The organism is Dyadobacter alkalitolerans DSM 23607 (assembly GCF_000428845.1).
Taxonomy (GTDB): Bacteria; Bacteroidota; Bacteroidia; order Cytophagales; family Spirosomataceae; genus Dyadobacter; species Dyadobacter alkalitolerans.
The window spans coordinates 1-25,044 of record NZ_AUAS01000015.1 but is presented as its reverse complement, the minus strand read 5'-3'; the positions used below and the strand labels follow the sequence as shown (position 1 = coordinate 25,044).

The window sequence follows — 25,044 nt, the reverse complement described above, 5'->3', positions numbered from 1 at the left end:
CGCTTATTGCAATTCGGCGCTGACCACATTGGTTTTACCAGTAACTTCCATCGTGTCAAATGTGCCATTGGATTTCGCAACGACCGCTTTTCCAAAGGTATATGCCTTGGTGAGACAAGCCGGCTGTTTACCAACCGTCACGGAAGCCGCGAAGCCATCCATCACAGGCGCTAGCACGCGTTCCGAATGTTACCCTTGTAAAACCGACAGGATATTTCCGGCAGGATCCGTGAACCAGGCTACGGAAGGCTTCCCGCGGCTAATGTTGTTTTCATCGGTTTTCAGCCCGGGAAAATCGTAGCTTTCAAATGTTACACCCAGTGCTTTCAGGTCACTTACGGCTTTGTCAATGTCGTTAACCGGGAAGTTGAGGACGGTGAATGTAGCAGGCGTGTGATTTGGTTTTTCATACAAGATCACGTCGTTGCTGCCCGCAATGTGGAGTTGCAGCAGTCCCATTTCTTCCACTTCGGAGAGGTCAATGCTCAGGACATTTCCATAAAAAGCCTTAGCTTTTTGCAGATCGTCCACGGAAAATCCACTGAATGCTTTTGTTTCTCTAAACATGATTTCTAGGTTTTGTTGAAGATTAAATTTCCCCCTTCGCTTCGATCGCGTCAGCTTCTGTAAAGGCGGGTTCCGGTCTCTTATAGATCTGGGATAGCTTGTGATATGCTTTTGAGCGCATTGCAATTAATGTTACGATGAGCCCTAGGACTCCGGTGACGGTGAATAAAAGTGCCAGCCCGCGTGCAGTCCCTGTTCCAAACCAAGAGCCGATAAGATCAACGCCGGCGCCGGTTGTCATGAACGGAATGAAGATAAATTTGGCAATAGGTCCTATCATAAAGGCAGTGATGGGCGACGCGGCCTGCTCAATGCTTTGGGCAAAACCAAAAACCCGGCCTTGTCTTTCGTGTGGAATCACTTTTTGCAGGATCGTTTGCTCGGTTGCTTCCACGACCGGGATCAGGCACAGATAAATGAACATCCCAACAGCCAGCAATAGGATAGATGCCTGAATTGTGAAGAAAATGCAGATCGTCCACATGATAATGTTGGCAACAAACAAAGTGCGCAAAGGCTTTTTGCCAAGTCCTTTCTTTGCAACAACAAGCCCGCCAACAATAAATCCGAGGCTCAATACACCCCACAAAATGCCCCACACCTGCACTGTAACCAGTGAAAGGCCGTAAGCATCCATGAGCGACATAAAAACGCCGCCCAGAAAATTGTTAAATGTATTGAAAAAAATAAGTCCGAAAAGTCCTGGTACAAGTCCTACAACGGCAATCGTGCCCTTAATGTCAATGTTTTCCATGTGCGTGCCTGTTTGTACAATTTCCTTTTCGGGAATATGGATGGTAAACAAATGCAGCAGCACCGCAATGGTCAGGCCGACGGCTAAGGCAAGCATCCAGGTCATGCCTAGGAAGCCGATCACCAGCCCGCTGAAAATCGACGCAACCAAAAAAGAAACGCCATTAACGGTTCCCACAAGCCCGTTTGCCTTATCCCGCTTGTCTTCCTCGATCAGGATTGTTACAACCGTTGAAATGGCGATGGCCCGGATATTGCCGACCAACGCACCCAGAAGGCAAAGGACAATCAAAACCCAGAGTCCGATACTGCCAGGATTTTTGAAGTCGGCTTCGGGAGTTAAAACATATGTAAGCAACGCCAGCACATACAAGATCAATGTAGCGATCCCGGAAATGGTCATTGAGGTCTTTTTCTTATAACGGTCCACAATGGAGCCCAGGAAAAAGCCGGATAACGCAACGGTTGCAAAGTAAATCCCAGCCATGACCGAGGTGGCAATGACGGATTTGGTTTCCAGATATACCCAAAAAGTAACCGCGAACCAGACGAAGGTGTTCGTCAGGGTCGCGGCCAGGGAATTAGCTAAAATGGAATAAAACGTTTTCATGGCTAATAGTAAGTAGATATGTCATGCTGAAATGGATCCAATTCCGACATTACAAAATTACTACATCAAGCCATCATGCAGAGAGGTGTTATAAGACAATTTCAGGGTGGAATTGTGCCATTTTCTGCATGCCGTTTGTGGTAACTTTCATCAGGGAGCGCTGCGAACGGGCACCGTCTGCTGCACAGGCTGCGTTTGCTGTACAGGTTGGGTTTGCTGCACCGGCTGTGACTGCCGGGCGGGCTGCGTCTGCTGAACATTCTGTCTGGTTGCCGGAACGGTCGTTGTTCTGTTGGTCGTCGTTGTGGTTGTCGATGTCGCGGGTTGCGTTACACCTTGTGTTGTTTGCGTGGTTGTGCTGCCATTCTGTGTCTGCACATTTGTCTGTGTCTGCCCATTCGATCCCGTTTGTGGTGTTGCAGTGGTCGTTTGCTCGACCTCAGTTACCTGCTCAACGGGCTGCGTCGTTGCAGGCATGTATCTCTCAGGCATCGTGGCCGGATCCTGAGATGTGTTTACCTTAGGAACCTGCCCTTGCTGCACCACAGGCACCGGATCTGAAACGACACTGGGATCGGCAGCCTGCGTTGCGCCCTGAATTTGTCCGGTCGGTTTTGGCTGATATTCGCTGTATGGCCTGGCGGGCTGTCCCGGGCCTGAGCTTGGAATTTTGCCGGTAGGAGCGGGCCGGGACCCGATTTTTTGTGCGTGTGACTCAACAAAAAATGCTTCTGCTAAAACCATTGCAGAAAATAATGTTACGGTCAGAATCTTCATATAGTGTTGGATAGATTGAATGATAAATGTAATCCTATTCACAATCTTACCAAAACCATTCCAACGAAAACAGCGCTGCGCTATCAAAACGCAGGCTGTTCCGGTTCAATTGATGGCTAATAGATGCTGATGATATGGCTGAATGTTGTTCTACCGATCCCAGAAAGCAGGCGGCTCAACACCCAGCGCACGCAGATACACATATCCCTGTCCGCGGTGATGGATCTCGTTATCGATCAGATAAATGATTGTGTTCAGGATCGTGTTCTCATACATTCCGAACGCAGCTTCACTTTCCTCAAATCGCTCAGGACGGATCTGTGGCCAGAGCGTGTTAATGTATTCAGTTACCAGGTCCCAGAGGTTCAGCACTTCCTGTTTTGTCGACGGCGGAGGCGTTGAGTGATCCAGCACGGGATCACCGAAAGTCCAGTCACCGAATGCGATGCCGCGAATTCCGGGTGCTGCCAGGCCAATCATTTCCATCGTCAGCAAAGAGAATGTACGCATGCCGCCAATGGAGAAATTGTAAAATGCATCCTCAGGAAATGCTTCGATCACCTTGCGCGTCAGGGCGCGGTGTCCCTGCCAGTGAGTGAGCAATGCTTCGGTTGTTAATAGTGCTGGTGACACAGCGGTTTCATTGGTGAATGTGTTGTTGGTTTCCATTGTCAAAGGTTTTTAGTGATTTTTTGTTTGAACAATACAAAGGAAACATGGCCTTATGACAGCCGTATGTCAGCAGGTTTTGGAGTTTGAAAAATATTTTTTCTACATAAAATGATTTTACTAAACACTGTTTATTATATTTACGACGAAAACACTGAAACATGGCGATCAAAGAGAGAAAAGAGCGGGAGAGGCAGGATATGCGCAATCTGATCATTGATTCGGCCACACAGCTGTTTTTAAAGCAAGGTTATGACAAAACCTCCATCCGGACCATTGCGGAGGACATTGAATACAGCCCGGCTACTATTTATTTGTATTTCAAAGACAAGGATGAAATTTTTTATGTCATCCACGAAAATGCATTCGCATTACTGGACAAGCAGTTCCGCAAGCACGATGCAATCGAAAACCCGTTCGACCGATTGATCGCTGTTTGCAAGACTTATGTCAAGTTCGCGATGGACAACCCCGACTACTACGATCTGATGTTTATCATGCGCGCACCGCTCTCGCAGATCAAATCAGAAGAAAAATGGGATGCCGGTGAATGTGCATTTGAGTATGTGGTGGATACGATCGCCGCCTGCCTGGAAGCGAATCTTATCAAACCGATGGACAAGTATGTCCTAGCGATATCCGTGTGGTCCTTTGGGCACGGATTGGTCTCCCTGTATGTGCGTGAAAGATTGTCCATTATGGATATGCCTGACGACGTAATGCTTCACATGATGGAAAGTTCCGTCAACTTTTTTTTAGAAAACCTGAGAGTGTAAAAAAAATTTAGCCGTGAGTAAACAGTGTTCACTAAATAAACGTCATTTACGTCCCAGTAAATGGCCTGACCGTCTACGTCAAAAATTGCTTCTTTTCGCAGTAATAACCATGATTTCCCAAACGCTTTTTGCACAAAACCGCGTGCTGGATGTTTACATAAGCCAGGGATTGAAGAATAACCAGGGACTGAAACAACAGGACTTTTTGCTGCAAAAGAGCCTGTATGCATTGAAAGAAGCCAAAAGTTATTTCCTGCCGGAAGTCAATTTCAACACATCATATCTGGACTCACGCGGAGGAAGGAAGATCAGCATTCCGATCGGTGATCTGCTGAATCCGGTTTATACATCTCTAAACCAGCTCACGAGCTCGTCGGCATTTCCGCAGGTTGAGAATGTAAACCAGACATTTAATCCCAATAACTATTATGACGCCAAATTCCGCACCTCGCTGCCGCTCTACAATCCGGAAATAGGGGTTAATACCAAAATCCGAAAGGAACAGATCCATTTCCAACAGGCTGATTATGATGTCTATAAGCGCGAACTGGTCAAGGAAGTGAAGCTTGGTTACTATGCTTACCTGCAATCCGAAGAAGCAATCCTCATCCTGGAAAGCGCCGTAACACTGGCCCGGGAAAACTTGCGCTTCAATCGCGTGCTCGTGAGTAATGATAAAGCAATAAGAACAGTTGTGAGCCGCTCGGAGAATGAGCTGATCGGTTTAGAGGCAAAATTGGAAGAGGCCCGGTATCAATCCAAAAGCGCAGCGGCTTATTTCAACTTCCTGCTTAACACGCCGCTGGACTCTAAAATAGAAACCGGCGACAACATTCAGACCGAGCTGGCGGCGGGACCAGGCACATTTGCCAAACGCGAGGAACTGTTGAAACTGGAATCACTTGCTAAAATCAACACGCTTTCTGCCCAGCTGGAAAAAGCGTCTGCTCTGCCAAGGTTAGCAACGTTTATAGACCTGGGTTCGCAAGGTGATTTCCTTAATTTCAATAATGACACGCGTTATTATCTGTTCGGGCTTACGCTCGACTGGCGCGTTTTTGCGGGTAATCGCACGCAGTACCGAACCAGGCAGGCACTACTGGATGGTAAAGTGACGGGCGAGCGCATCAGTCAGGCCGAGCAGCAGCTGGAACTGGAATCGCAGACGGCTGCTAACAAACTGAATGCAGCTATAAAAATATACCAGGCATCCAAAAGCCAAACGGCACTTTCCCAGCAATATTACCAGGATCAGCAGAAGCTTTACCGCGAAGGACAACTGCTTTACATAGAGCTACTTGATGCGCAAAACCGGCTCATTAGCGACCAGTTGCAACAAAGTATTTCCTATATGATCATGCAGACACGTTCGCAGAGTTGGAGCGTGCGCAAGCCAGTTATTCATTCTAAACTTAAAATATGCCATGAAAAATATGATCAAAACGGGCACGATGATGCTCATCCTTTCGGCCGCGCTGCTTGCGTGCAAGGAAGAAAAGAAAGTGGAAGAAACGGACCCGACTATTCCCGTAAAAATCATCAGTTCGGCAGCATTAACCCAATCGCAGCCCGTGCAGACTTCGGGGTTGCTCGGGACTGAGAATGAGGCGAACCTCTCCTTTAAAGTAGGCGGGATAATTAATACTATCCTGGTAAAAGAAGGCGACAAAGTGCATAAAGGACAACTTTTGGCGACACTTAATGCCACAGAATTCGCAGCGCAAATGGCACAGGCAGAGGAAAATTTTATGAAAGCCAAGCGCGACGCCCAACGCACTCAAAACTTGTTTCGTGACAGTGTGAATACAAAAGAACAGCTGGAAAACAGCCTTACCACATTGCATGTGGCCGAAAAGCAACTGGACATTGTCCGTTTCAACCTTTCGCAGGCTAAGATTTACGCAACAACGGACGGCGTGGTAATCCAAAAGTTAAAGAATCCCGGCGAGCAAGTGGCGGGCGGTGTGCCGGTGTTGTATATCAGCAGCACAAATAACAAGGATTGGGTGATCAAATGCGGCCTGACAGACAAGGATTGGACGCGCTTGAAAGGCGGCGAAAAAGCAGAAATCGTTTTTGACGCTTATCCGCAGACTTTTTCAGGAAGCATAGCAACACTTTCGCAAGGCAGCGATGCGGGTTCAGGCCTATATCAGGCCGAAATCCGGCTGGATAAGCAGCCCGCCAAGCTCGCAAACGGTCTTTTTGCAAAGGTTAGCATTTATCCGAAACAAAATACCGAGATGATATCCGTCCCGGTGGATGCTTTGATAGAGGGCGAAAGCGACAGCGCTTTTGTGTTTGTGGCAGCGGATGGGAAAGCATTGAAAAAGCCGGTTAAAGTAGCGTTTCTGCAAGGGGAGAAGGCTTTTATTCTTTCGGGGATTGATGCCGGTGCGCAGATCATCCGGGAAGGTTCGGCTTATCTGGCAGATGGCTCGGCAATCAAAATAGTACAGTAACATCAAACCCCTACGTCATGAAATTACCTGAATTTGCCGTTAAGAATTACCAGTTTACATTGGTAATTTTCCTGGCCGTGCTGGCGCTGGGCGTTTATTCGCTCTTCACGATGCCGCGCAGCGAAGATCCCGACATTCATCCGCCTCAGTTCACCGTCGTCATCGTTTACCCCGGCGCCAGTCCAAAGGATATGGAACAGCTGGTGGTGGACCCGATGGAGAAGAAGATCAATGAGCTGGACGATATGAAGCACGTGATCACCGACATCAACGACGGGCTGGCCGTAATGCAGGTGCAGTATAAATACAGTTCCGATCCGGATGATAAATACCAGGAACTGGTGCGCGAGATCAATAGTCTGAGAAACAGCTTACCTGCGGACATTAATGACATTCGGATCAACAAGCAGATCCCGTCGGACGTGAGCATTTACCAGTATGCACTGATCAGCGAAAATGCTTCCTATGCGCAGCTGAAAAGGTTTTCCAAAGAATTTAAGGAGCGACTTGAAAAGGTCAAATCGCTGAAAAAGGTCGAGTATGCCGGCTTTCCCGAACGCCAGGTGAAAGTAAGCCTGAACCTGGAAAAAATCGCCCAGCAAAAGCTTACGCAGAACCAGATTATCGGTGCCTTACAAAGCGAGAATGTGAACATTCCGGGGGGCAGCATCAGTATGGCAACCAAAAAGCTGAACATTAAGACCAGCGGAAATTACCGGACGCTGGAAGAGGTCGCAAATACAGTTGTATCTACGTCCGGCGGGAAGATCGTTTACCTGAAAGACGTTGCGGATGTGAAGCTGGGTTATGAAGACGAAACGCACATTACGCGCTTGAACGGTTTCCGGTGCAGCTTCGTGAATGTAAGCCAGAAAGAAGGCGAGAACATCATAGCGGTTCAGGACCAGGTTGCACCTATTGTTGTGAGCTTTGAAAAGGAGCTCCCGTCGAACATTGAGCTGGTTAAGGTTTTTGATCAGGCCAAAAGCGTTGACATTCGTTTATCTCATTTCGCAAGGGATTTTGGCATTGCCATCCTGCTTGTGTTGCTGACTTTGCTGCCGCTGGGCTCTCGGGCTTCGGTGGTGGTGATGATCTCCATTCCGCTTTCACTCAGCATCGGGCTTACAATGATGAACTTGCTGGGTTACAATATCAACCAGCTGAGCATTGTAGGGATGATTGTGGCTTTAGGGATCCTCGTGGACGACAGCATTGTGGTGGTCGAGAACATTGAGCGTTATTTGCGGATGGGTTATGGCCGCGTCGAGGCCGCCGTGAAAGCATCCTCGCAGATCGGTATGGCGGTTGTGGGTTGTACGATTTTATTGATTTTTGCCTTCTTACCGCTTGTTTTCCTGCCGGAAGGCGCGGGCGATTTTATCAGAAGTCTGCCGCTTTCTGTAATTACCACGGTTTTCGCATCCATGCTGGTGTCGCTTACGATCGTTCCGTTTTTGTCCAGCATTATATTAAAAAAGCATGCGAGCGCGGAAGGTAACTTTTTGCTGCGTGGCATGAAGAAAGGCATTCATAAAACATACGGAAGTCTTTTGGACAAAGCATTGAAATGGCCTGCTGTTACATTGGTGCTGGCCGGGTTGATCTTCGCAGGTTCACTCGCGCTGGTCCCGCTAATCGGGAATAGTTTGTTTCCAAAATCGGAAAAACCGATGTTCCTCATCGACATTGAAACGCCGCAGGGCATCAATTTGAAAAAGACGAATCAGGTGACACGCTATGTCGAAGGGATTTTAAAACAGGAGCCCCAGATCACTTCGTTTGCGACCAATGTGGGAAAAGGAAATCCAAGGGTCTATTACAATGTTATCCAGCGGAACGAAAGTGAGAACTTTGCCGAGATTTTTGTGCAGGTGGAAGGGCTCGAAACGGAGGAAAAAGTAGAAATTATCGAGCGGTTAAGGAAAAAGCTGGAACGTTACCCCGGGGCGGAAATCAAAGTGAAGGATTTTGAACAAGGCCCGCTGATCGAGGCGCCGCTTGCTTACCGCATTTATGGCGAGAACCTTGACGACCTGCGTAAAACCGCATTCCGCGTAGCTGATATGCTGAGCAAGGTGGAAGGGACGATCTATGTAAACAATCCCCTGCAAGTGCAGCCGACAGATTTGAAAGTGAACATTAATAAACAGAAAGCAGGAACGCTGGGCATTTCATCGGCCGACATTGACCGTACCGTGCGGCTCGGCACGGCGGGACTGAATGTAGCCACGTATCGCGAGGATGTCGGCAAAGCAGATAATTATAATGTGAATGTGTCTGTTTCCCGGAATGCAACCATCCAGGATTATAGTGTTTTTGACAAATTATATGTCACTTCCGCATCCGGCGCGAACATTCCCTTAAAGAATGTGGCCAACATTGGATTCGAAAGCTCACCGAACCAGATCCGGCATTATGATAAGGACCGCTATGTGACGGTTTCGTCCTTTGTGAAGCCTGGTTACAATGTGCAGCGCATCAACGAGGACATTACAGCCAAGCTCGGGCAGTTCAAGTTTGCCGATGGCCAGACCTTTACAGTGGCAGGTGAAAAAGAAAGCCAGCAAGAAAGCTTCGGCGGTTTAGGGTTGATCATTCTCGTTACTATATTCGGGTTCCTGGGCGTTCTAATTTTGGAATTCAAGACATTCAAGAGCATTCTGATCGTGCTTTCCGTGATTCCTTTGGGCATAGTAGGCGGCCTGGCAATGCTTTTCCTGACCGGTGAGACGCTTTCTTTCACGGCAACGATCGGTTTTATAGCATTAGTAGGAATTGAGGTGAAAAATTCACTGCTGGTCGTGGACTTTACCAATCAGCTACGTGCACAAGGAATAGGGATTGAAGAAGCCATTATTGAAGCTGGGGAAATCCGGTTTGTGCCGATCCTGCTAACTTCGATGACCGCGATTGGCGGTTTGCTGCCGCTCGTGTTCGAATACAGCGCGCTTTATTCGCCGCTGGCGCTGGTGCTAATCGGCGGATTGATCAGTTCTACATTGCTTTCGAGGCTCGTTACGCCGGTGATGTACAAACTTCTGCCGCCGTCGATCGAGCATGTGGATAAGGAAGAAGCGATCTTGGAACCTCAGTTTTAAAACTGTCGGCCCAGGTCATTGGTAAGAAACAAAAAAACGGCACCAGCAAGAGTAACGCGGTTCTATTGCTGGTGCCGATAAAAACATATCACGAGGAGGATTAACGTGCACTAAGTTGGTCAGACATTTCCTGGTGCATCCGAGTCTTCTTTTGTGCGTTCCCCACTTGTCCGCTGTGCCATCGGCAGACCGAGAGAATTAATAAGAGAATAAGCAGGAAGGATTGCAGAAAGAAATACTTGTACTTGACCAGTCGCATGGATTTCACTGAGAAGATGTCTAACACCTCAAATGTAGGAATAACCACCTAGCGGACCCGAAATTGGGGCATTCCAAAAACATTCCAATTTGAAATGCACTGATAGCTTGCGGGTTATCTTTTCGATTCAGTTTTCAGTTACTCCCTCAGATTGTAGTAACCACATCCCTCAAATCCGATTCTTCCGGGAGGTTCAGTTTTTTGCGGATCCTGTGGCGGATCACGCGCACACTTTGCACGGAAATTCCGAGCGTGCTGGCCATTTCTTTATAGGTAAGATTCAGTTTGGCAAGCGCCATAAACCGGGTTTCGGCAGGCGTAAGACCGGGAAGTTTTTCCCTTAGCCGCGAAAGGTAACCCACGTGTATTTTTTCAAACAGACTTCTGAAATACTCCCATTGTTCGTCGGTCAGGATTGTAATGTTCTGCAATTCCTGAACCGTTTCCTCGCTCTCGTTCATGCCGTACCGCGCGCTGAGCTCTTCCACGAGCTGGGTTTTTTCCGAAATGCTCCGCGTAAACTCTTCGAGCTGGATAGAAGCAAAGTTTAGTTCCTGTTCCGCTTTGGCGAGCTGATCGTTGATAGCACGCTGTTTTTCACGGTTTTTGTAATTATGGGTTTTATAAAAATACAATGCGACTACAACCAGCAGCAGCACCAGAATGAGCAGGATATTCCGCTCCAATGTTTTGATCTGCTTTTCGGTGGCGATTCGCTCCATAGCGGACCGGTGTGCCTGTATTTGCGCCTTTTCACCCGCCCGAAGCATTTGAATCGAATTGAAATCCTGTTCAAAAATGTTCCTGATTCGCGTCGCCGAGTCGAGATAAACATTCGTTAAGCCGAAATGGCCTCTTGCGGCGTGGACTTTGCCGAAAACCTGGTAAAGCTGTTCGAGCGGCTTGTCATTCCCGCAACGTGCCACAGCTTCCCGCGCCAGGCGCATCTCTTTTTCAGCTTTCGCGATATTGTTCTGCCGAAAGTGAATGTCGGCAAGCATTGTGCGTGATCTGGCAACCTGACTATAATCCGAAATAAGCACAGCCTGATCGACATTTGCTTCCAGAAGCGGGATCGCTTCATCGTATTTTCCACGCAGATAAGCTGTATGGCCAAGGTCTCCCAGCGCGATGCCTTTCCAGACATTGTAGTCGTCAATGCCCACATTTTGCAGGATCCGTTTGAAATAATAATCAGCAGATTCCAGAAATCCGGTTTTAATGTAGCTCAGGCCGATGGTGTTCAATGCGGTGTTGTGCACGCCGCGATGTTCCTGGATCACGTTGGCAGTCAATGCTTCCCGTGAGAAACTGATGGCATTTTTGTAATCGCCGAAATAATAGTAAGCTTCGCCGATCTGGGTAAGGAAGTATGCTTTTTCTGGAAAATTCTTGTCTGAGATCTTTGTTAACAGCGGGTGTATGGTCAAATATTCCTCAAATGCGCGTTCATAATTTTTTGTATCATACCAATACAAATGCGCCAGGAACCTTCTCGCCCGGAGATGGATCTGCATGTTCCCCACATCGTAAGATTTTGCTATTAAGGCTTTAAGATCTAGGATATGCCGCTTGGAAGCTTTTTTATCGACTTCCCGATTCAGCATGATCTTCATAAATTCTGCTTCTAGGACTAAATCTTCATCGTTGTTCTTCGTAGCGACTTGTTTGAGCGTTTCCAGTGATTTGTAACCGGCTGCTCTGTCACCGCTATTGATATGAAGGTCAATAAATCGCCGGAGGGCCGTGTAGCGCTCGATGGGGGGCTTATTTACAATGTTATCGAATTGAGCATCAGCAACAAATGCTGAAAATAGAAGGCATATTAAAATGAAACATTTACTAAAAATGCATCTCATTAATGTTCGGGAGGGTTAGGTTTGGGTTGTTGAGCCTGATTGCCACCGAAGGCAAATGTGTTAAAAAATGGCGGCCATTTCTGACCGCCCGCAACCCACAACAAAAGAGTGGCACAGTATTAATCTGCGGTTACACAATTGTAGTCCTTGACTAATCTTAGGTTTTGAAACCTGTATTTGTGTTCAGCCATCACTTTAATTTATGGAAAACAGCAAAATTAATTGCTTGCAACTCAACCGTAAACAGCTGGTGCCACGATAAATCGGTTCCGATAAAATGATGAAAGAGGTTGCAGGTGCTAAGCTAATACAAATCCCGACCACATCAAATTTTTCATTTCAGGTGCTAAAATGAGACTTGGCATAAGTTTTATAATTTTATTAGAGTTCTATGGAAAATTTAAAACAACAGAAAAACGAAGGAAGATTAATCATTGTAGCCTATCGATTGCCATTTAAAATCGTTAAGGAAAACGATCAGGTGCAATTATTCCAAAATTCAGGAGGCCTTGTTTCGGCTGTACTCTCCTTGGTCAAAGACAAAAATGGGCCTGTATTCAACGAGGGTGAAAAGATACAGTGGGTTGGTTTCTCGGAGAACACCAGGGAAGAACTGGAAGGCCAATCGCTTACTAATGATGACTTTCAGGCGCACCCGGTTTTTATTCCGGATGATGTGAATGAAAATTACTACGAAGGATTCTGCAACAATCTGATCTGGCCGCTATGCCATTATTTTCCTTCCCTTGCGCGGTTCAATGACGAATACTTTGAAGCGTATCAAATCGCCAATAAGCTGTTTTTTGATAAAATTCAGGAAATCATCCAGCCGGGTGATGTAGTTTGGGTGCAGGATTATCAGCTGATGTTGCTGCCCGAAATGATCCGCAGTAAATTCCCTGATAATAAAATCGGATTCTTCTTTCATATTCCTTTCCCATCATTCGAACTGTTCCGCTTGCTGCCCGTCGCCTGGCGTAAGGCCATTGTGAATGGAATTTTAGGAGCAGACGTGGTTGGTTTTCATACAAATGACTATGTTGAATATTTCCTGAAAGCAGCGCGGCTTGTGTCGGGCTATGGCAATAAGCTGCATTACATTAACATGAGCAACCGGATCGTGAAAGTGGATTCGTTCCCTATCAGCGTAGATTTTGATAAATTCAATGATGCGTACGACGAACCTATGGTTGCAGAGGCGCGCAACGAAGCAAGGCAATCTCTGAATCAGAAGATCATATTTTCGGTGGACAGGCTGGATTATTCCAAAGGCATAATTCACCGGCTGCGCGGTTTTCAGCGTTTTTTGGAAAGATATCCGCAGTGGCATGAAAAAGTTTCGTTCGTTATGGTCGTGGTTCCTTCGAGGGACACCATTGAGCAGTATCAGCAGATGAAATCGGAGATCGACCAGACGGTGGGCCGCATTAATGCGGATTATGGAAACATTTACTGGCAGCCGATAATTTATCAGTATCGCTCAATGCCTTACCATGAACTGGTAGGCATGTACACGGCAAGCGATGTCGCGTTAATCACACCTGTCCGCGACGGAATGAACCTTGTTTGCAAGGAATATGTGGCAAGCCGCAAGGACCGGAAAGGTGTGCTTATCCTGAGTGAAATGGCCGGCGCGGCTGCGGAACTCGGAGAGGCGTTAATTATTAATCCACTTGATGTGCAGGACATTGCGGACGCCATTAAAATAGCTTTTGAAATGCCCGAAGAGGAGCAGACAAAGCGGATGGATGCCATGCGTGGGCGTATCAAAGCGTACGACGTATTTGCCTGGACAGAAGACTTTTTTACCCAAATGACCATGTTAGAACAAGAACACGAGCGCCTGAGACAGGTTTTTCTTACCAATAAAGGCATCGACGCCATTCGTCATGCTTATACATCTGCTACCAATCGTATCCTTTTCTTTGACTACGACGGCACCTTGGCGCCCATCGTGCCGGATCCTTCCAAAGCCATTGTATCGGAGGATGTTAAGAAATTGATCCTGGAAATTGCGAAAAGGGATACGGTCATTATCATCAGCGGACGTGACCGTCATTTTCTGGATAATCTCTTTAAAGACCTTCCTGTTCATATCATTGCCGAACATGGGGCGCTAATACGCACCAAGGGGAGCGACCAGTGGGATTTGAACGAGAGCTATGAAGAAAACTGGAAAGAGAGCATCCGTCCGATCATGGATATTTATGCCAAACGGTGCCCGGGTGCATTTGTTGAGGAAAAAGAAACTTCGCTAGCATGGCATTATAGGACAGCCGATGATAAAGAATATGCCCAGCGACGTGCACAGGAGCTGCTTTGGCAACTCAAAAACTACATTCAACCGGAACTGAATTTGCAGGTTATCGATGGTAGTAAAGTTGTCGAAGTTAAAAAGACCGCGTTTAACAAAGGAACCGCATCCCGGGCTTTTGTTGAAAATGGCAACTATGACTTTGTACTGGCCATCGGTGATGACACTACGGACGAAGATATGTTCGAAGCACTTCCGGAAACTGCTTTCACGATCAAGATCGGCGACGATTTGTCCGCAGCCAGAAACCACATTAAAAGCCAGGAAGAAGTTTTTCATTTCCTTAACTTTATGGTTTCATCCATCGCGGAATAAAAAGACATGCAAGAAGAGCTTCGGCTGCTGCGAAAACTTATAGAATCAGTCAGGCCGCTGAATGACGAAGACTGGGATGCATTTTCGGGAATATGGAAACCGTATACAGCCGGTCGTAAGGAAGTGGTGACGACGGCTGGCCAAACCGAAACTTATTTGTATTTCGTTGTCAAAGGCATTCAGCGGGTTTATTATCTGGACGATCAGAACCGCGAGGCGACGCTGGCTTTTATGTATCCGCCTTCGTTCGGTGGCGTTGTGGATTCCCTGCTCCTGGGCCAGCCTTCGCGGTATTATTATGAAACACTTACCCCATCCGAATTTCTGCGAGCTCCCTTCAACGACTTGCAAGCAATGATGGCTAAGCATCCGGCAATTGCCGATATGGTTAGGCTTGGCATAACCCAGACGCTTTCCGGCATCCTGGAAAGGCTTGTGGAAGTGCAGTGCTTTTCTTCGGAAGATAAATTCCGGAACTTGCTTCGCCGCAGCCCGCACATATTACAGCTCGTGCCACACAAGTATCTGGCCAATTACCTGGGCATAGACGCAACAAATTTTAGTAAGTTGATAAATAAGGTCAAGATTTGAAATGTTGGTTTTTACCAAAAATTTATCGCTTCGCAGTTTTCAATTTTGCATTATAAAACAATAGCAAAATGAAACCTGTAAACAAAGCCGAACTGCTCCGAAAACTGGAAGATAGGATAGAGGAGCACATTTCCGAAGCCATTGCCCTCTTTCAGAACCTCAGCAACGCCGATCTGAACAAGCCGTCCCCCACGGGTGGCTGGAGCATTGCACAATGTCTGGACCATCTTAATAGTTACGGAGACTTTTATTTACCACACATTGAAAAAAGTTTACTGCAGGCACCAGATGCACTTACTCCCGAGTTTAAAAGCTCCTGGTTTGGCGCGTATTTTACCAGAATGATGGACCCGGAAACAGGCAAAAAGAAATATAAGGCGATGAAAGGTCATATTCCGGCCTCAAATCTGGACGGCGCGAAAGTGGTTGGAGAGTTTCTGCGGCAGCAGGAAGCATTAATGGATTTTATCCGGAAAGCCCGTAACAAGGATCTTGGTAAAATTAAAATCCCCATATCCATCTCCAAGCTGATCAAACTTCGGCTTGGAGATGTGTTTCAGTTCCTGATTGCTCACAATGAGCGGCATATGCAACAGGCAAAACGGAATTTGATGGGCGCAAAAGCGACTAAAAATGGCTAGGTAAGCGACAGGCCTTTCGGTTCGCTCAGGTTTTCCAGCTTTACAAAATGACAAACGTATCCCGCTGAACGTAAAACAGCCTGGATCTTTGAAAAATCAGACAATTCCGAGGTTAGGGTTAATAACAAATCCTGAAAATCGTAAGCCCAGTGCTTCACATTCAGTTGTTTAAGGCAGTCGTGCAATCGCTGGAAGGATTTGTTGTTCTTTATTTTGGTTCGAAATGATATTTTATATGTATTACGCATGGTACTCGAAATTTATGAAGGGATAGTCCGGAATGAAACCTGGTCAAGCATTGGAATATTGGCCTACTAACGTTTATCAAAGATGGCGCTTATTTATAATAATTACAAATAAGTAAATGTTAATTTATCTTAAAATGCATCACAAAAAAAAGCTTCACAACTCTTATGCAAGTTGCAAAGCTTTTCCCTAAATAATATTATTGGAATATTAAGATTTTATTAGATTTTTCCGAAGTAGATCATTTCCAGCTACGATCCAGGAAATCAACCCAGTTGCGCCACATGATTTGTTCAATATCCGCGGCCGAGTAACCTCTTGCAGACAAAATCCCGGTTATCGATTGCAGGTCGGCAATGGAATCCAGGTCCATAGGCGACTGTTCTTTTCCATAGGCGCCGTCCAGATCGGAGCCGATCCCGACGTGCAATGCATTTCCGGCAAGCTGGCAGATATGGTCGATATGTTCCGCGACATGCTCGATCTTCAAGCCCATATTTTCCGGGGTTGATTTCCCGCGGACCCAGCCCGGGATCATCATCCACGCATCAAACGCCATGCCGATAACTGCTTTCCTTTCGAGCAGCTCCTTGATCATTTCGTCGGAAAACTGCCTGTTATGCGGCGTAATCTTTCGGACCAGGTTATGACTTGCCCACACAGGACCCTTGAAAATATCCAGCGCCTCCCAAAACGCCGTATCGCACAAGTGTGTCGCGTCCAAAATTATATTCAGCTTTTCCATTTCGCGCAGCAGATCTTTCCCTTTCTGGGATAATGGCTGGTCGGAATCTGTCCCGTAAGCATACACGCCCGGGCCATAATGTGCCGGTCCGATCGCGCGCAAACCGTATTGATAGGCGATTTCCAAATTTTTGAGGCTGATAAAGGAATCGGCCCCTTCGAGACTCAGGATATAGCCAATCGGCAGGTTTTCGGTAGATGCTGCATTTTTCCAGAGATCTAAATGTTGATGCAAACCAGCAAGATCGACAATCTGAACCATTTCACCGGCGTCTTCCATTGCTTTGTACCAGGCGATTTGCGCCTGCGTTTGCGCCCATGCCTGTGGCTGCGAATGCCAGCCCGGGATTTTGCTGTCGGGTTTCACAAAACGGGCGATCTGTGTTGCTACGCACATGCCAATGTTGCCTTTACGCATTTCCGGAAAACTGACAACGCCTTTGCCGCGGTCTGGTTTATCGTTCAGGTTTGCTTCACGTTGTCGGATCGCATTTAAATCCTGGGTAAGGTCCCGGTTCCATTCCACAGCATTCATGGAAAGGTCGAGATGGGCATCGAAAAGAAACATTTTATTTTGTTTAGGAATTGAATTAAATGGTAAGGCGACGGTTCCGGGCCACGATTTTCCACTCGTCGGTTACTGCTCCGTTTTCAATGATGGAGGCAAAGTCATGCAATGCAACCGTCGGGCAGACGTGGTAGGGCAGGGCATAGAGCACATCGCCGATCTCCGTAGCATCCCAAACGTCTTGCGTAACCTGCAACACGCCATGTTCCTCGCTCTGTCCGATCAATGTATAGCTCGGCAGATTGAGCAGTCTAAACCTGTTTTCAATCGGGCTTTCTGGCGCAATGGCTTTATGACCCAGATCAATGGTGACAATGCCAGCCGTAGGTTTGGACACAACGCGGGTCAGGACCAGTGCTGCGTGCTGGAATGGCTGACCATCAAACCGGTCGCCATAACCCCAGTCCCAAAGCACATTTGTGCCCGGGCTCAGATACACATCCGGGCGCATGGCGTGTACAGTAAATGAAGGAGAGCCGCCGGCGATGATCATGGGCGCATTGCCCGTATGGTTTTTGATCAGGTCAAAGAGTGGGAGAACTGTTTCGAATGCTTCATCCACAGCCAGTTTACGATCGGAAAACTCCGGATCACGCAGATGACCATCATACACATGAACGCCGCCGAAGGAAACGTTGGACAGTCCGGAAATGTAACGATATAAGGAAAGCAATGTAACGTCGGTAACGTGTCCCGAGCGGTTCATGCCATTATTTACATCAATAAAGACATTGAAAACATCATTGGCAATGCCCACGTCATTGAGGTCGTCCGCCGACTTCTCGTTATCGACAAGAGAAGCGAAACTCACATCCTGGAATTTCTCGCGCAGAGCCGACAGTCGGGTAATGTTCGGGCCAACCATCTGGTAAGCAAGCAAAATCCATTTTGCACCGGCATTGGCAAGCATTTCGGCTTCTGCAATCGTGGCGCATTTGAACTTATTGATGCCCTGTTCCAGCTGCATTTTTACGATTTCGCCGGATTTATGCGTCTTTACGTGGGGAATAAGCCTGTCGGCATCGCCGGCAATGCTTACCATGCCACGGATATTGTTTTCGATCCGATCCTTATAAAATAGCAGGGAAGGGGAAATGACTTCGTCGGGGTTGTTAAGTTTGAACCACATATTACTTTTCTTCAAGCTCAAACATCACCTCAATCTCCACCGGAATGTTATCAGGAAGGCTTCCCATTCCTACTGCGCTTCTTACGCCGATTCCGTTTTCTTCGCCCCAGATTTTAGCAAAAAGCTCACTGCATCCGTTGATGATGAAGGGGTGCTTTTCAAAATCAGGTGTGCAATTGACCATGCCTAAAACTTTGATTACCCGCTTGATCCGGTTCAGGCTCCCCAGGTTAGCTTTCAATGTCGACAGGATCGTCAATCCAACCTGGCGCGCTGCCAGCTTTCCTGCGTCCGCGTCCATGTCCTTACCGATCCGACCTTTGATTAATGTTCCGTCATCCTGCACCGTTCCGTGTCCTGAGACATACACCCAGCGTTTATCCACGATCAGGAGCGGCTTATAAACGCCAAGTGGCTTTGGAGCTGGAGGAAGGTTAAGGCCAAGGGCAGCGAAGTTGGATTCAGGGGTGTTGTTCATTTTTTTATGAGTGAATGAGTGAATGGGTGAATGGGTGAATGGGTGAATTTTGAATGATTGAATGCGTAATTGGTGATATGATTGAATGTTTGGTAAGCTTAGGAAATGATTGTGACAATGTTTTTATGCGTATGATCATTCACTCAACATTAAAAACATTCACTCATTCAGTCATTCAAAATTAACTCCTAGACAAACAAATTTAGCACTAAAACCCCCAGCAATCCCATTACAGACACAATTGTTTCCATAACCGACCAAGTGAGCAACGTGTCTTTGATGCTTAGATTGAAGTATTCCTTGAAGAGCCAGAAACCACCGTCATTTAAATGTGAGAACATTAAACTGCCTGAACCAATGGACAATACGAGCAGTTCGGGGGAAACATCTGAGGTTACCAGCAACGGTGAAAGTATGCCCACCGTGGTGAGTCCGGCAACGGTTGCCGATCCTACGCAAATGCGGATGATCGCAGCAATTCCCCAGCTTAATATCAAGGGCGAAATGTCGACACCTTTCAAACTTTCGGCTATATAAGTGCTTACGCCGCTCGCTGTCATGATTTCTTTAAAAACTCCGGCTCCCGCAATGATCAGCAGAATCACGGATACGCCCTTGAATGCTTCTTCCATGGATTTACTCACGTTCTTCATATTCATTCCGCGACGGATTCCGAGCACATAGGCAGCGAACAATACGGAAATCAACATTCCGAAATAGGGTTCGGCAAGCAGGCCAATGATCTTATTGTCAGGATAAATGCGTTTTACGCCCGACATACTCGTCAGTAAAAATACAGGTAACAGAGCGGTTACCACGCTGATTCCCAAACCAGGCAGTTCGGCCGTTGGCCGCGGTTTTACATTGAAAAGATCTTCGTCTGGTTTTGGCTGGAAGCGTTTCAGCGTGCTGCCGAAGAGCGGCCCGGCTACGGCGATTGCAGGAATGGAGACCATGATCCCGTATAATAATGTTTGTCCAAGATCCGCATTAAGCTGGCTGGCAATGGCGGCAGGCGAGGGGTGGGGCGGAAGATAGCCGTGCGCAACCGATAGGGCGGAAAGCATCGGAACACCGACATATAATAAAGGAAGTCGCGCAGTGGCGCTGATCATGAATATCAAAGGAATGACGATCACAAAACCAGCATTGTAGAACAAGGGAATACCGATCACAAAACCGGCCAAAGCCATTCCCCATTGAATGTATTTCTTTCCAAAAAGTCCTATTAATGCGTCTGTGATCCTTTGCGCTGCTCCGCTGTCAGCAACCATTTTCCCTAACATTGCACCGAAACCGACAATCAGAACGAGGTCGCCCAGCGTTCCGCCAACGCCTTTTTGGATGGCTTTGCTAACCGTCTCCACATCCAGCCCGCTAGCCAGGCCAAGTCCGATGGAAACGAGCAGGAAGGAGATGAAAGTGTCGATTTTGAGCCAGGCAATGAGGGCAATGAGGGCGAGTATGGCAATAAATGTCAGTAATAAAGGCATAATGGAATTGGGAGAAAAGTAAGCTTTTAGATAATAAGCTGGAAGAAACTAAAATTTAATGATAGAAGCCAATTAAGTTTTGAAAGCACGTTCTTTCCTTAAATTCCGAAGGATCACCGATATACGAAAGGAATGCTGAAATAGCACAAAAGATAGTTTGTTAGAATGCTTTAAAATAGCGAAATTTGACTTTTTAGAACTTACATTATAGTATTAATTCATTGGGTAGTTGGACTTTTCAGCTGCTCGTTTAAATTTTCGATTCTTTTCTAATTCTTTATGGCAGAATCTTCTGGTGAAAACATTATCCCCATTAATATTGAGGATGAAATGCGTGGAGCATACATCGATTACTCGATGTCAGTTATTATTTCCCGCGCTTTGCCCGACGTTCGCGATGGTTTGAAACCGGTTCACAGGCGTGTGTTATACGGGATGTCGGATTTGGGTGTGAATTACAATCGCTCGCATAAAAAGTCGGCTCGTATAGTAGGGGAGGTTTTGGGTAAGTATCACCCGCATGGTGACTCGTCTGTTTATAATACAATGGTGCGTATGGCCCAGCCGTGGTCGCTGCGTTACCCGCTGGTTGACGGCCAGGGTAACTTCGGTTCGGTGGATGGAGATAATCCGGCGGCAATGCGTTACACCGAAGCAAGATTGAAACGACTTGCTGACGAGCTTCTGAATGACCTGGGAAAAGACACGGTTGATTTTCAGCCCAACTTTGACGATTCCTTATCCGAGCCGTCGGTTCTTCCCGCTAAGTTTCCAAATTTATTGGTCAATGGTTCCTCCGGTATCGCCGTGGGTATGGCCACCAACATGGCGCCTCATAACTTATCGGAAGTTATCGACGGAGTCCTGGCTTACATTGATAACAGCGATATCACGATCCCGGAACTGATGGAGCACGTGAAGGCGCCTGATTTTCCAACGGGAGGGATTATATACGGTTACCAGGGCGTAAGGTCTGCTTTTGAAACCGGCCGAGGAAGCATTATCATGCGTTCCAAAGCGCAGTTTGAGGTTTCAAAGACGGGTAGGGAGCAAATCATCATTACGGAGATTCCTTACATGACCAATAAAGCCGCGATGATCGAACGGATTGCAGGCCTTATTAATGATAAAAAACTGGACGGCATTTCGGACATCCGCGATGAATCTGACCGGGACGGAATGCGCATCGTTTTTGATTTGAAAAAAGATGCAGTTCCTAACATTGTATTGAACCACTTGTTCAAATACACGCCGCTGCAATCGAGTTTCGGGGTGAATAATGTGGCGTTGGTAAAAGGACGTCCGGTAACGCTCAATCTTAAAGATCTGATCAAACATTATGTTGATCACCGGATTGTGGTTATCACACGTCGTACCGAGTACGAACTTCGCGAGGCAGAAAAGAGAGCGCATATTTTGCAAGGTTTGCTGATCGCGCTGGATAACCTGGATGCCGTTATCACATTGATCCGTAACGCACGTGATCCGGAAATAGCGAAAACAGGTTTGATGGAGTCGTTTGAACTGAGCGAGATTCAGGCCAAAGCGATTCTTGAACTTCGTCTGCAACGGTTAACAGGTCTTGAAAGAGACAAAATCGTGAAGGAATACGAGGAGATCATGGTTTTGATTACGGATTTGAAAGACATTCTTGCAAACGAATCACGCAAGTATGACATTATCAGAACGGAATTAGGAGAGATTAAAGACCGTTACGGCGACGAACGCCGTACTAAGATCGAGTTTTCAGCGGAAGAATTCAGCGACGAGGATATGATCCCGGATGATGAAATGCTGATCACGATCTCGAATGAAGGTTATATCAAGAGAACACCATTAGCAGAATATCGTACGCAGACAAGGGGTGGAGTAGGGTCCCGCGGTGTGAAAACCAAGGATACGGACTTTACCGAGCATTTGTTCTCAGCAACCATGCTGAATTACCTGCTGATCTTTACCGAATATGGTAAATTGTTCTGGATGAAGGTTTACGAAGTTCCCGAGGGAAGCAAGCAATCCAAGGGCCGTCCGATCCAGAATTTGATCAGCCTGGAAAATGGAGATTCCATTCGTTCAGTGATCAACGTTCGCACATTGTCGGATGCGGATTATATCAACAATAATTACCTCATTATGTGTACGCAGCAGGGCACAATCAAGAAAACTTTGCTGGAAGCATACTCTCGTCCGAGAACAAACGGAATTATTGCAATCTCAATTAACGAAGGCGACAGACTGTTGAATGTTGCGCTTACCAATGGCGACAATGACATCGTTATCGCATCGAGTGCAGGACGTGCTGTTCGTTTCAATGAAAAAGGAGTTCGACCGATGGGCAGAACTGCCGCAGGTGTCCGTGGTATCAATCTGAATGATGCGGATAATAAAGTAATCGGAATGGTTTGTATCAACCGCGAAGATGCCCAATTGCTCGTGGTTTCAGAAAATGGTTTTGGAAAACGTTCTGCAATAGACAGTTACCGGATTACCAAGCGTGGTGGAAAAGGGGTTTCGACCATGAATGCCACCGACAAAGTGGGTAAATTGGTAGCAATCCGTGAAGTTACTGAGCAGGATGACCTGATGATCATTACCCGAAATGGAATCGCGATCAGAATGAGCGTACTGGACATTCGTCTGGCCGGCCGTAACACGCAGGGGGTTAAGTTGATCCGTTTGAACAATTCGGATGAAATTACTTCGGTTACACGAATCCTGAAGGATCCGGACGAAAAAGCGGAAGAACTGGATGAAAACGGAAACGTAATCCCGTCGGCAGCGATAGAAGGAACTTCGGATATGATCATCGTTTCGGCGGATGAGCAGGCAGAAGAGCTGGATGATGAAGAAGATGTGATTGAAGATGAAGACGACGAAGAAGATGAAAATGATCCTTCTGACGAGCCAGAGGCATGATTTTTGTAAAAATTATTTTAATTGATCTATATTTAGAATTCGAACAATCAATCACAACCAAAGTTTAATATTTATGAAAAAATTGTTTTTTGTGTCTGCACTTAGCCTTTTCAGTATGTCAGCGTTTGCGCAGGACGATGCTGTAAACAAGGCTGTTGTAGACCAGTTTCGTAAGGATAAAGAGAAAAGCGATAAAGACCTGACTGATGCAAAGGCTAGTGCAAAGGCTTCATTCTGGATGGAAAGAGCAAAATTGTATGAAAACATTGCTTTGCAAGGATCAGAAGTAGATTCAAGTGCGGCCAAAACGTCTTTGGAAGCTTACAAAAAGGTTGTGGAGCTTGACAAAACGAAAAAAGGCGAACCTGGTAAATCTGCGAAGGAAGCTGAAAATGTGCTTGCAGGCGGAGAGGGGTCTCAGCTTTTCAATGCTTTCGTAAAGCAGGGTGCTGAAAAATACCAGGCGAAAAACCTGAGTGGCGCTCTTGAAATGTTCACGGCTGCTCAGGAAATCAATAAAAAAGATACGCTGGCTTCGCTTTACGGCGGAATTGCTGCGCAACAACTTGATAAGAAAGACGTTGCGAGAGAGCAGTTCGAGAAATATGCTGCAAATGGCGGTAAAGATCCAAGCGTATTCTACGGATTGGCTCAGTTATATCGTGAAGAGAAAAACTTCGACAAAGCAATTGAAGCTTTGAACAAAGGATTGGCTCAGTCGCCTAATAACAAAGACTTGAAAGCGGAAGTTGTTAACATTCTTTTGGCATCAGGTAATGAGTCCAAAGCGATCAGCGAGCTGGAAGCATTGGCACAGGCTGATCCTAAGAACATTCAGAACGTCGTTAACCTTGCAATTCTTTACGATAACATGCAGCGTACTGCTGCTGACAGCGTAAAGCAGTTGAGTGCTAAAATGGGTTCAGGAAGTAAATCAGCGTCAAGTCTGACTAAAAACCTGGAAGCAGAAAAAGGCAAGATTGAAGTTTATGACGGTGAGGTGAAACGTATCAGCGCGTTGATTAAGAAGCAACCAAAAAATGCGGATCTGAAACGTCAGCTTGCGGATGTGAATGCTAAGAAAAAAGAAACGATCGCAACCATTGCAACAATGGAAGGTGAAGTGAAATCTGCGACGGAAGCTGCACAAAGCAGTGCATCGTCAGGATCTGAAAAACAATTGGCAGACCTGAAAGCGAAACAGAAAGACGCGAGTGAGAAAGCTATTGCGAACTACAAAAAAGCACTGGAGATCGACGGCGCAAATTATGACGCTTTGTATAACCTTGGTGTTTTCTATTTCAATGAAGCTGTACAATTGAAAGGCGAAGTTGATAATATGAACATGACGGAATATCAGCAACGCGGCAAAGAAATCGAAGGTCGTGTTTGCGGTAAATTCAAAAAGGCGAAGCCATATTTCGAAAAAGCCATTCAAGCAAAAGACGAAGCTGAGGCAAAAGATAACTTAACCACTGTAAACGGAGTTCTTGAGCAGTTCGCTGCAAAACAAGTTGCTTGCGTTGAAGAGTAAGAAGTTTAACGATATAGTAAATGAAACAAGCGCTGAATAGGCGCTTGTTTCATTTACGTAAGTCTATTTAACATAATATAAATTATACAACAAAACATATGTTACTGTTTTTAGTGTACACTTAAATAGTAACATCATGAATGTTAACGACTTACAAAGAAATAAAAGATCCATAAACATCTGCATATCTCACAGACGCAGCTCCGCTGTCTGAACCGCTGCCGGGCCGCCGGGCGGTACTT

The 25,044-nt window shown here is 46.5% G+C and carries 19 protein-coding genes and 1 pseudogene; 9 read left to right on the top strand and 11 right to left on the bottom strand.

The features are described from left to right. Positions 1 to 3: 3 nt before the first annotated feature. From G395_RS32205 to G395_RS0122105, 5 genes are all read right to left on the bottom strand, one after another. Positions 4 to 177 (bottom strand): hypothetical protein, encoded by a 174-nt coding sequence (locus G395_RS32205; RefSeq protein ID WP_157486773.1) that lies wholly within the window; start codon positions 175 to 177, stop codon positions 4 to 6. A gap of 12 nt (positions 178 to 189) precedes the next feature. Then, on the bottom strand, positions 190 to 567 hold the full coding sequence (locus G395_RS0122120) for a VOC family protein (protein ID WP_026632077.1): 378 nt from the start codon (positions 565 to 567) through the stop codon (positions 190 to 192). Between the two features lie 22 nt (positions 568 to 589). After that, positions 590 to 1,930 (bottom strand): MFS transporter, encoded by a 1,341-nt coding sequence (locus G395_RS0122115; RefSeq protein ID WP_026632076.1) that lies wholly within the window; start codon positions 1,928 to 1,930, stop codon positions 590 to 592. A gap of 150 nt (positions 1,931 to 2,080) precedes the next feature. After that, entirely contained in the window at positions 2,081 to 2,707 is a 627-nt protein-coding gene (locus G395_RS0122110; protein ID WP_026632075.1) for a hypothetical protein, read from the bottom strand. Between the two features lie 150 nt (positions 2,708 to 2,857). Next, the gene (locus G395_RS0122105) at positions 2,858 to 3,376 is read right to left on the bottom strand and encodes a DinB family protein (RefSeq protein ID WP_026632074.1); all 519 of its coding nucleotides are present in this window, start codon (positions 3,374 to 3,376) and stop codon (positions 2,858 to 2,860) included. Positions 3,377 to 3,537: 161 nt separating this feature from the next. Between G395_RS0122105 and G395_RS0122100 the strand changes: the two genes are divergently transcribed. The 4 genes and pseudogenes from G395_RS0122100 (at position 3,538) to G395_RS0122085 (ending at position 9,715) form a co-directional block, all read left to right on the top strand. After that, a complete protein-coding gene (locus G395_RS0122100) occupies positions 3,538 to 4,152 on the top strand; it encodes a TetR/AcrR family transcriptional regulator (RefSeq protein ID WP_026632073.1) in 615 nt (204 codons plus the stop codon). A gap of 109 nt (positions 4,153 to 4,261) precedes the next feature. Continuing rightward, positions 4,262 to 5,431 (top strand): annotated as a pseudogene (locus G395_RS29945) (TolC family protein); the annotation flags it as partial. A 145-nt stretch (positions 5,432 to 5,576) separates the two neighbouring features. After that, positions 5,577 to 6,614: an efflux RND transporter periplasmic adaptor subunit gene (locus tag G395_RS0122090; protein ID WP_026632072.1), complete on the top strand. Its 1,038-nt coding sequence runs from the start codon at positions 5,577 to 5,579 to the stop codon at positions 6,612 to 6,614. A gap of 17 nt (positions 6,615 to 6,631) precedes the next feature. Continuing rightward, the gene (locus G395_RS0122085; RefSeq protein ID WP_026632071.1) at positions 6,632 to 9,715 is read left to right on the top strand and encodes an efflux RND transporter permease subunit; all 3,084 of its coding nucleotides are present in this window, start codon (positions 6,632 to 6,634) and stop codon (positions 9,713 to 9,715) included. A gap of 405 nt (positions 9,716 to 10,120) precedes the next feature. On the opposite strand, the gene G395_RS0122080 is transcribed toward G395_RS0122085, so the two are convergent. Continuing rightward, positions 10,121 to 11,833 (bottom strand): tetratricopeptide repeat protein, encoded by a 1,713-nt coding sequence (locus tag G395_RS0122080; protein ID WP_157486772.1) that lies wholly within the window; start codon positions 11,831 to 11,833, stop codon positions 10,121 to 10,123. A gap of 391 nt (positions 11,834 to 12,224) precedes the next feature. Here G395_RS0122080 and G395_RS0122070 point away from each other — a divergent pair, with 391 nt between their 5' ends. The 3 genes from G395_RS0122070 (at position 12,225) to G395_RS0122060 (ending at position 15,694) form a co-directional block, all read left to right on the top strand. Then, complete coding sequence (locus G395_RS0122070; RefSeq protein WP_026632069.1) at positions 12,225 to 14,462, top strand: bifunctional alpha,alpha-trehalose-phosphate synthase (UDP-forming)/trehalose-phosphatase; 2,238 nt, start codon at positions 12,225 to 12,227, stop codon at positions 14,460 to 14,462. A gap of 6 nt (positions 14,463 to 14,468) precedes the next feature. Further along, positions 14,469 to 15,053 (top strand): Crp/Fnr family transcriptional regulator, encoded by a 585-nt coding sequence (locus G395_RS0122065; protein WP_026632068.1) that lies wholly within the window; start codon positions 14,469 to 14,471, stop codon positions 15,051 to 15,053. Positions 15,054 to 15,121: 68 nt separating this feature from the next. Further along, positions 15,122 to 15,694, top strand: coding sequence for a DinB family protein (locus tag G395_RS0122060; RefSeq protein WP_026632067.1), 573 nt, complete (start codon positions 15,122 to 15,124; stop codon positions 15,692 to 15,694). On the opposite strand, the gene G395_RS0122055 is transcribed toward G395_RS0122060, so the two are convergent. The 5 genes from G395_RS0122055 to G395_RS0122035 all read right to left on the bottom strand — a co-directional run bounded on the left by G395_RS0122055 (position 15,691) and on the right by G395_RS0122035 (position 20,352). Then, positions 15,691 to 15,942 carry a hypothetical protein gene (locus tag G395_RS0122055; protein WP_026632066.1) on the bottom strand — a complete coding sequence of 84 codons (252 nt, stop codon included), beginning with the start codon at positions 15,940 to 15,942 and terminating at the stop codon, positions 15,691 to 15,693. The two genes, G395_RS0122060 and G395_RS0122055, sit on opposite strands and share 4 nt — an antisense overlap. 239 nt (positions 15,943 to 16,181) lie before the next feature. Next, the gene (locus G395_RS0122050; RefSeq protein ID WP_026632065.1) at positions 16,182 to 17,252 is read right to left on the bottom strand and encodes a dipeptidase; all 1,071 of its coding nucleotides are present in this window, start codon (positions 17,250 to 17,252) and stop codon (positions 16,182 to 16,184) included. Between the two features lie 22 nt (positions 17,253 to 17,274). Then, entirely contained in the window at positions 17,275 to 18,381 is a 1,107-nt protein-coding gene (locus G395_RS0122045; protein ID WP_026632064.1) for a D-TA family PLP-dependent enzyme, read from the bottom strand. Between the two features lies 1 nt (position 18,382). Next, positions 18,383 to 18,859 carry a RidA family protein gene (locus G395_RS0122040; RefSeq protein WP_026632063.1) on the bottom strand — a complete coding sequence of 159 codons (477 nt, stop codon included), beginning with the start codon at positions 18,857 to 18,859 and terminating at the stop codon, positions 18,383 to 18,385. A gap of 188 nt (positions 18,860 to 19,047) precedes the next feature. Beyond that, entirely contained in the window at positions 19,048 to 20,352 is a 1,305-nt protein-coding gene (locus G395_RS0122035; RefSeq protein ID WP_026632062.1) for a gluconate:H+ symporter, read from the bottom strand. A gap of 279 nt (positions 20,353 to 20,631) precedes the next feature. Here G395_RS0122035 and gyrA point away from each other — a divergent pair, with 279 nt between their 5' ends. Both gyrA and G395_RS0122025 read left to right on the top strand, forming a co-directional pair. After that, on the top strand, positions 20,632 to 23,268 hold the full coding sequence (gyrA, locus tag G395_RS0122030) for a DNA gyrase subunit A (RefSeq protein ID WP_026632061.1): 2,637 nt from the start codon (positions 20,632 to 20,634) through the stop codon (positions 23,266 to 23,268). 73 nt (positions 23,269 to 23,341) lie between these two features. Then, complete coding sequence (locus G395_RS0122025) at positions 23,342 to 24,802, top strand: tetratricopeptide repeat protein (RefSeq protein WP_026632060.1); 1,461 nt, start codon at positions 23,342 to 23,344, stop codon at positions 24,800 to 24,802. Positions 24,803 to 25,044: the final 242 nt, after the last annotated feature.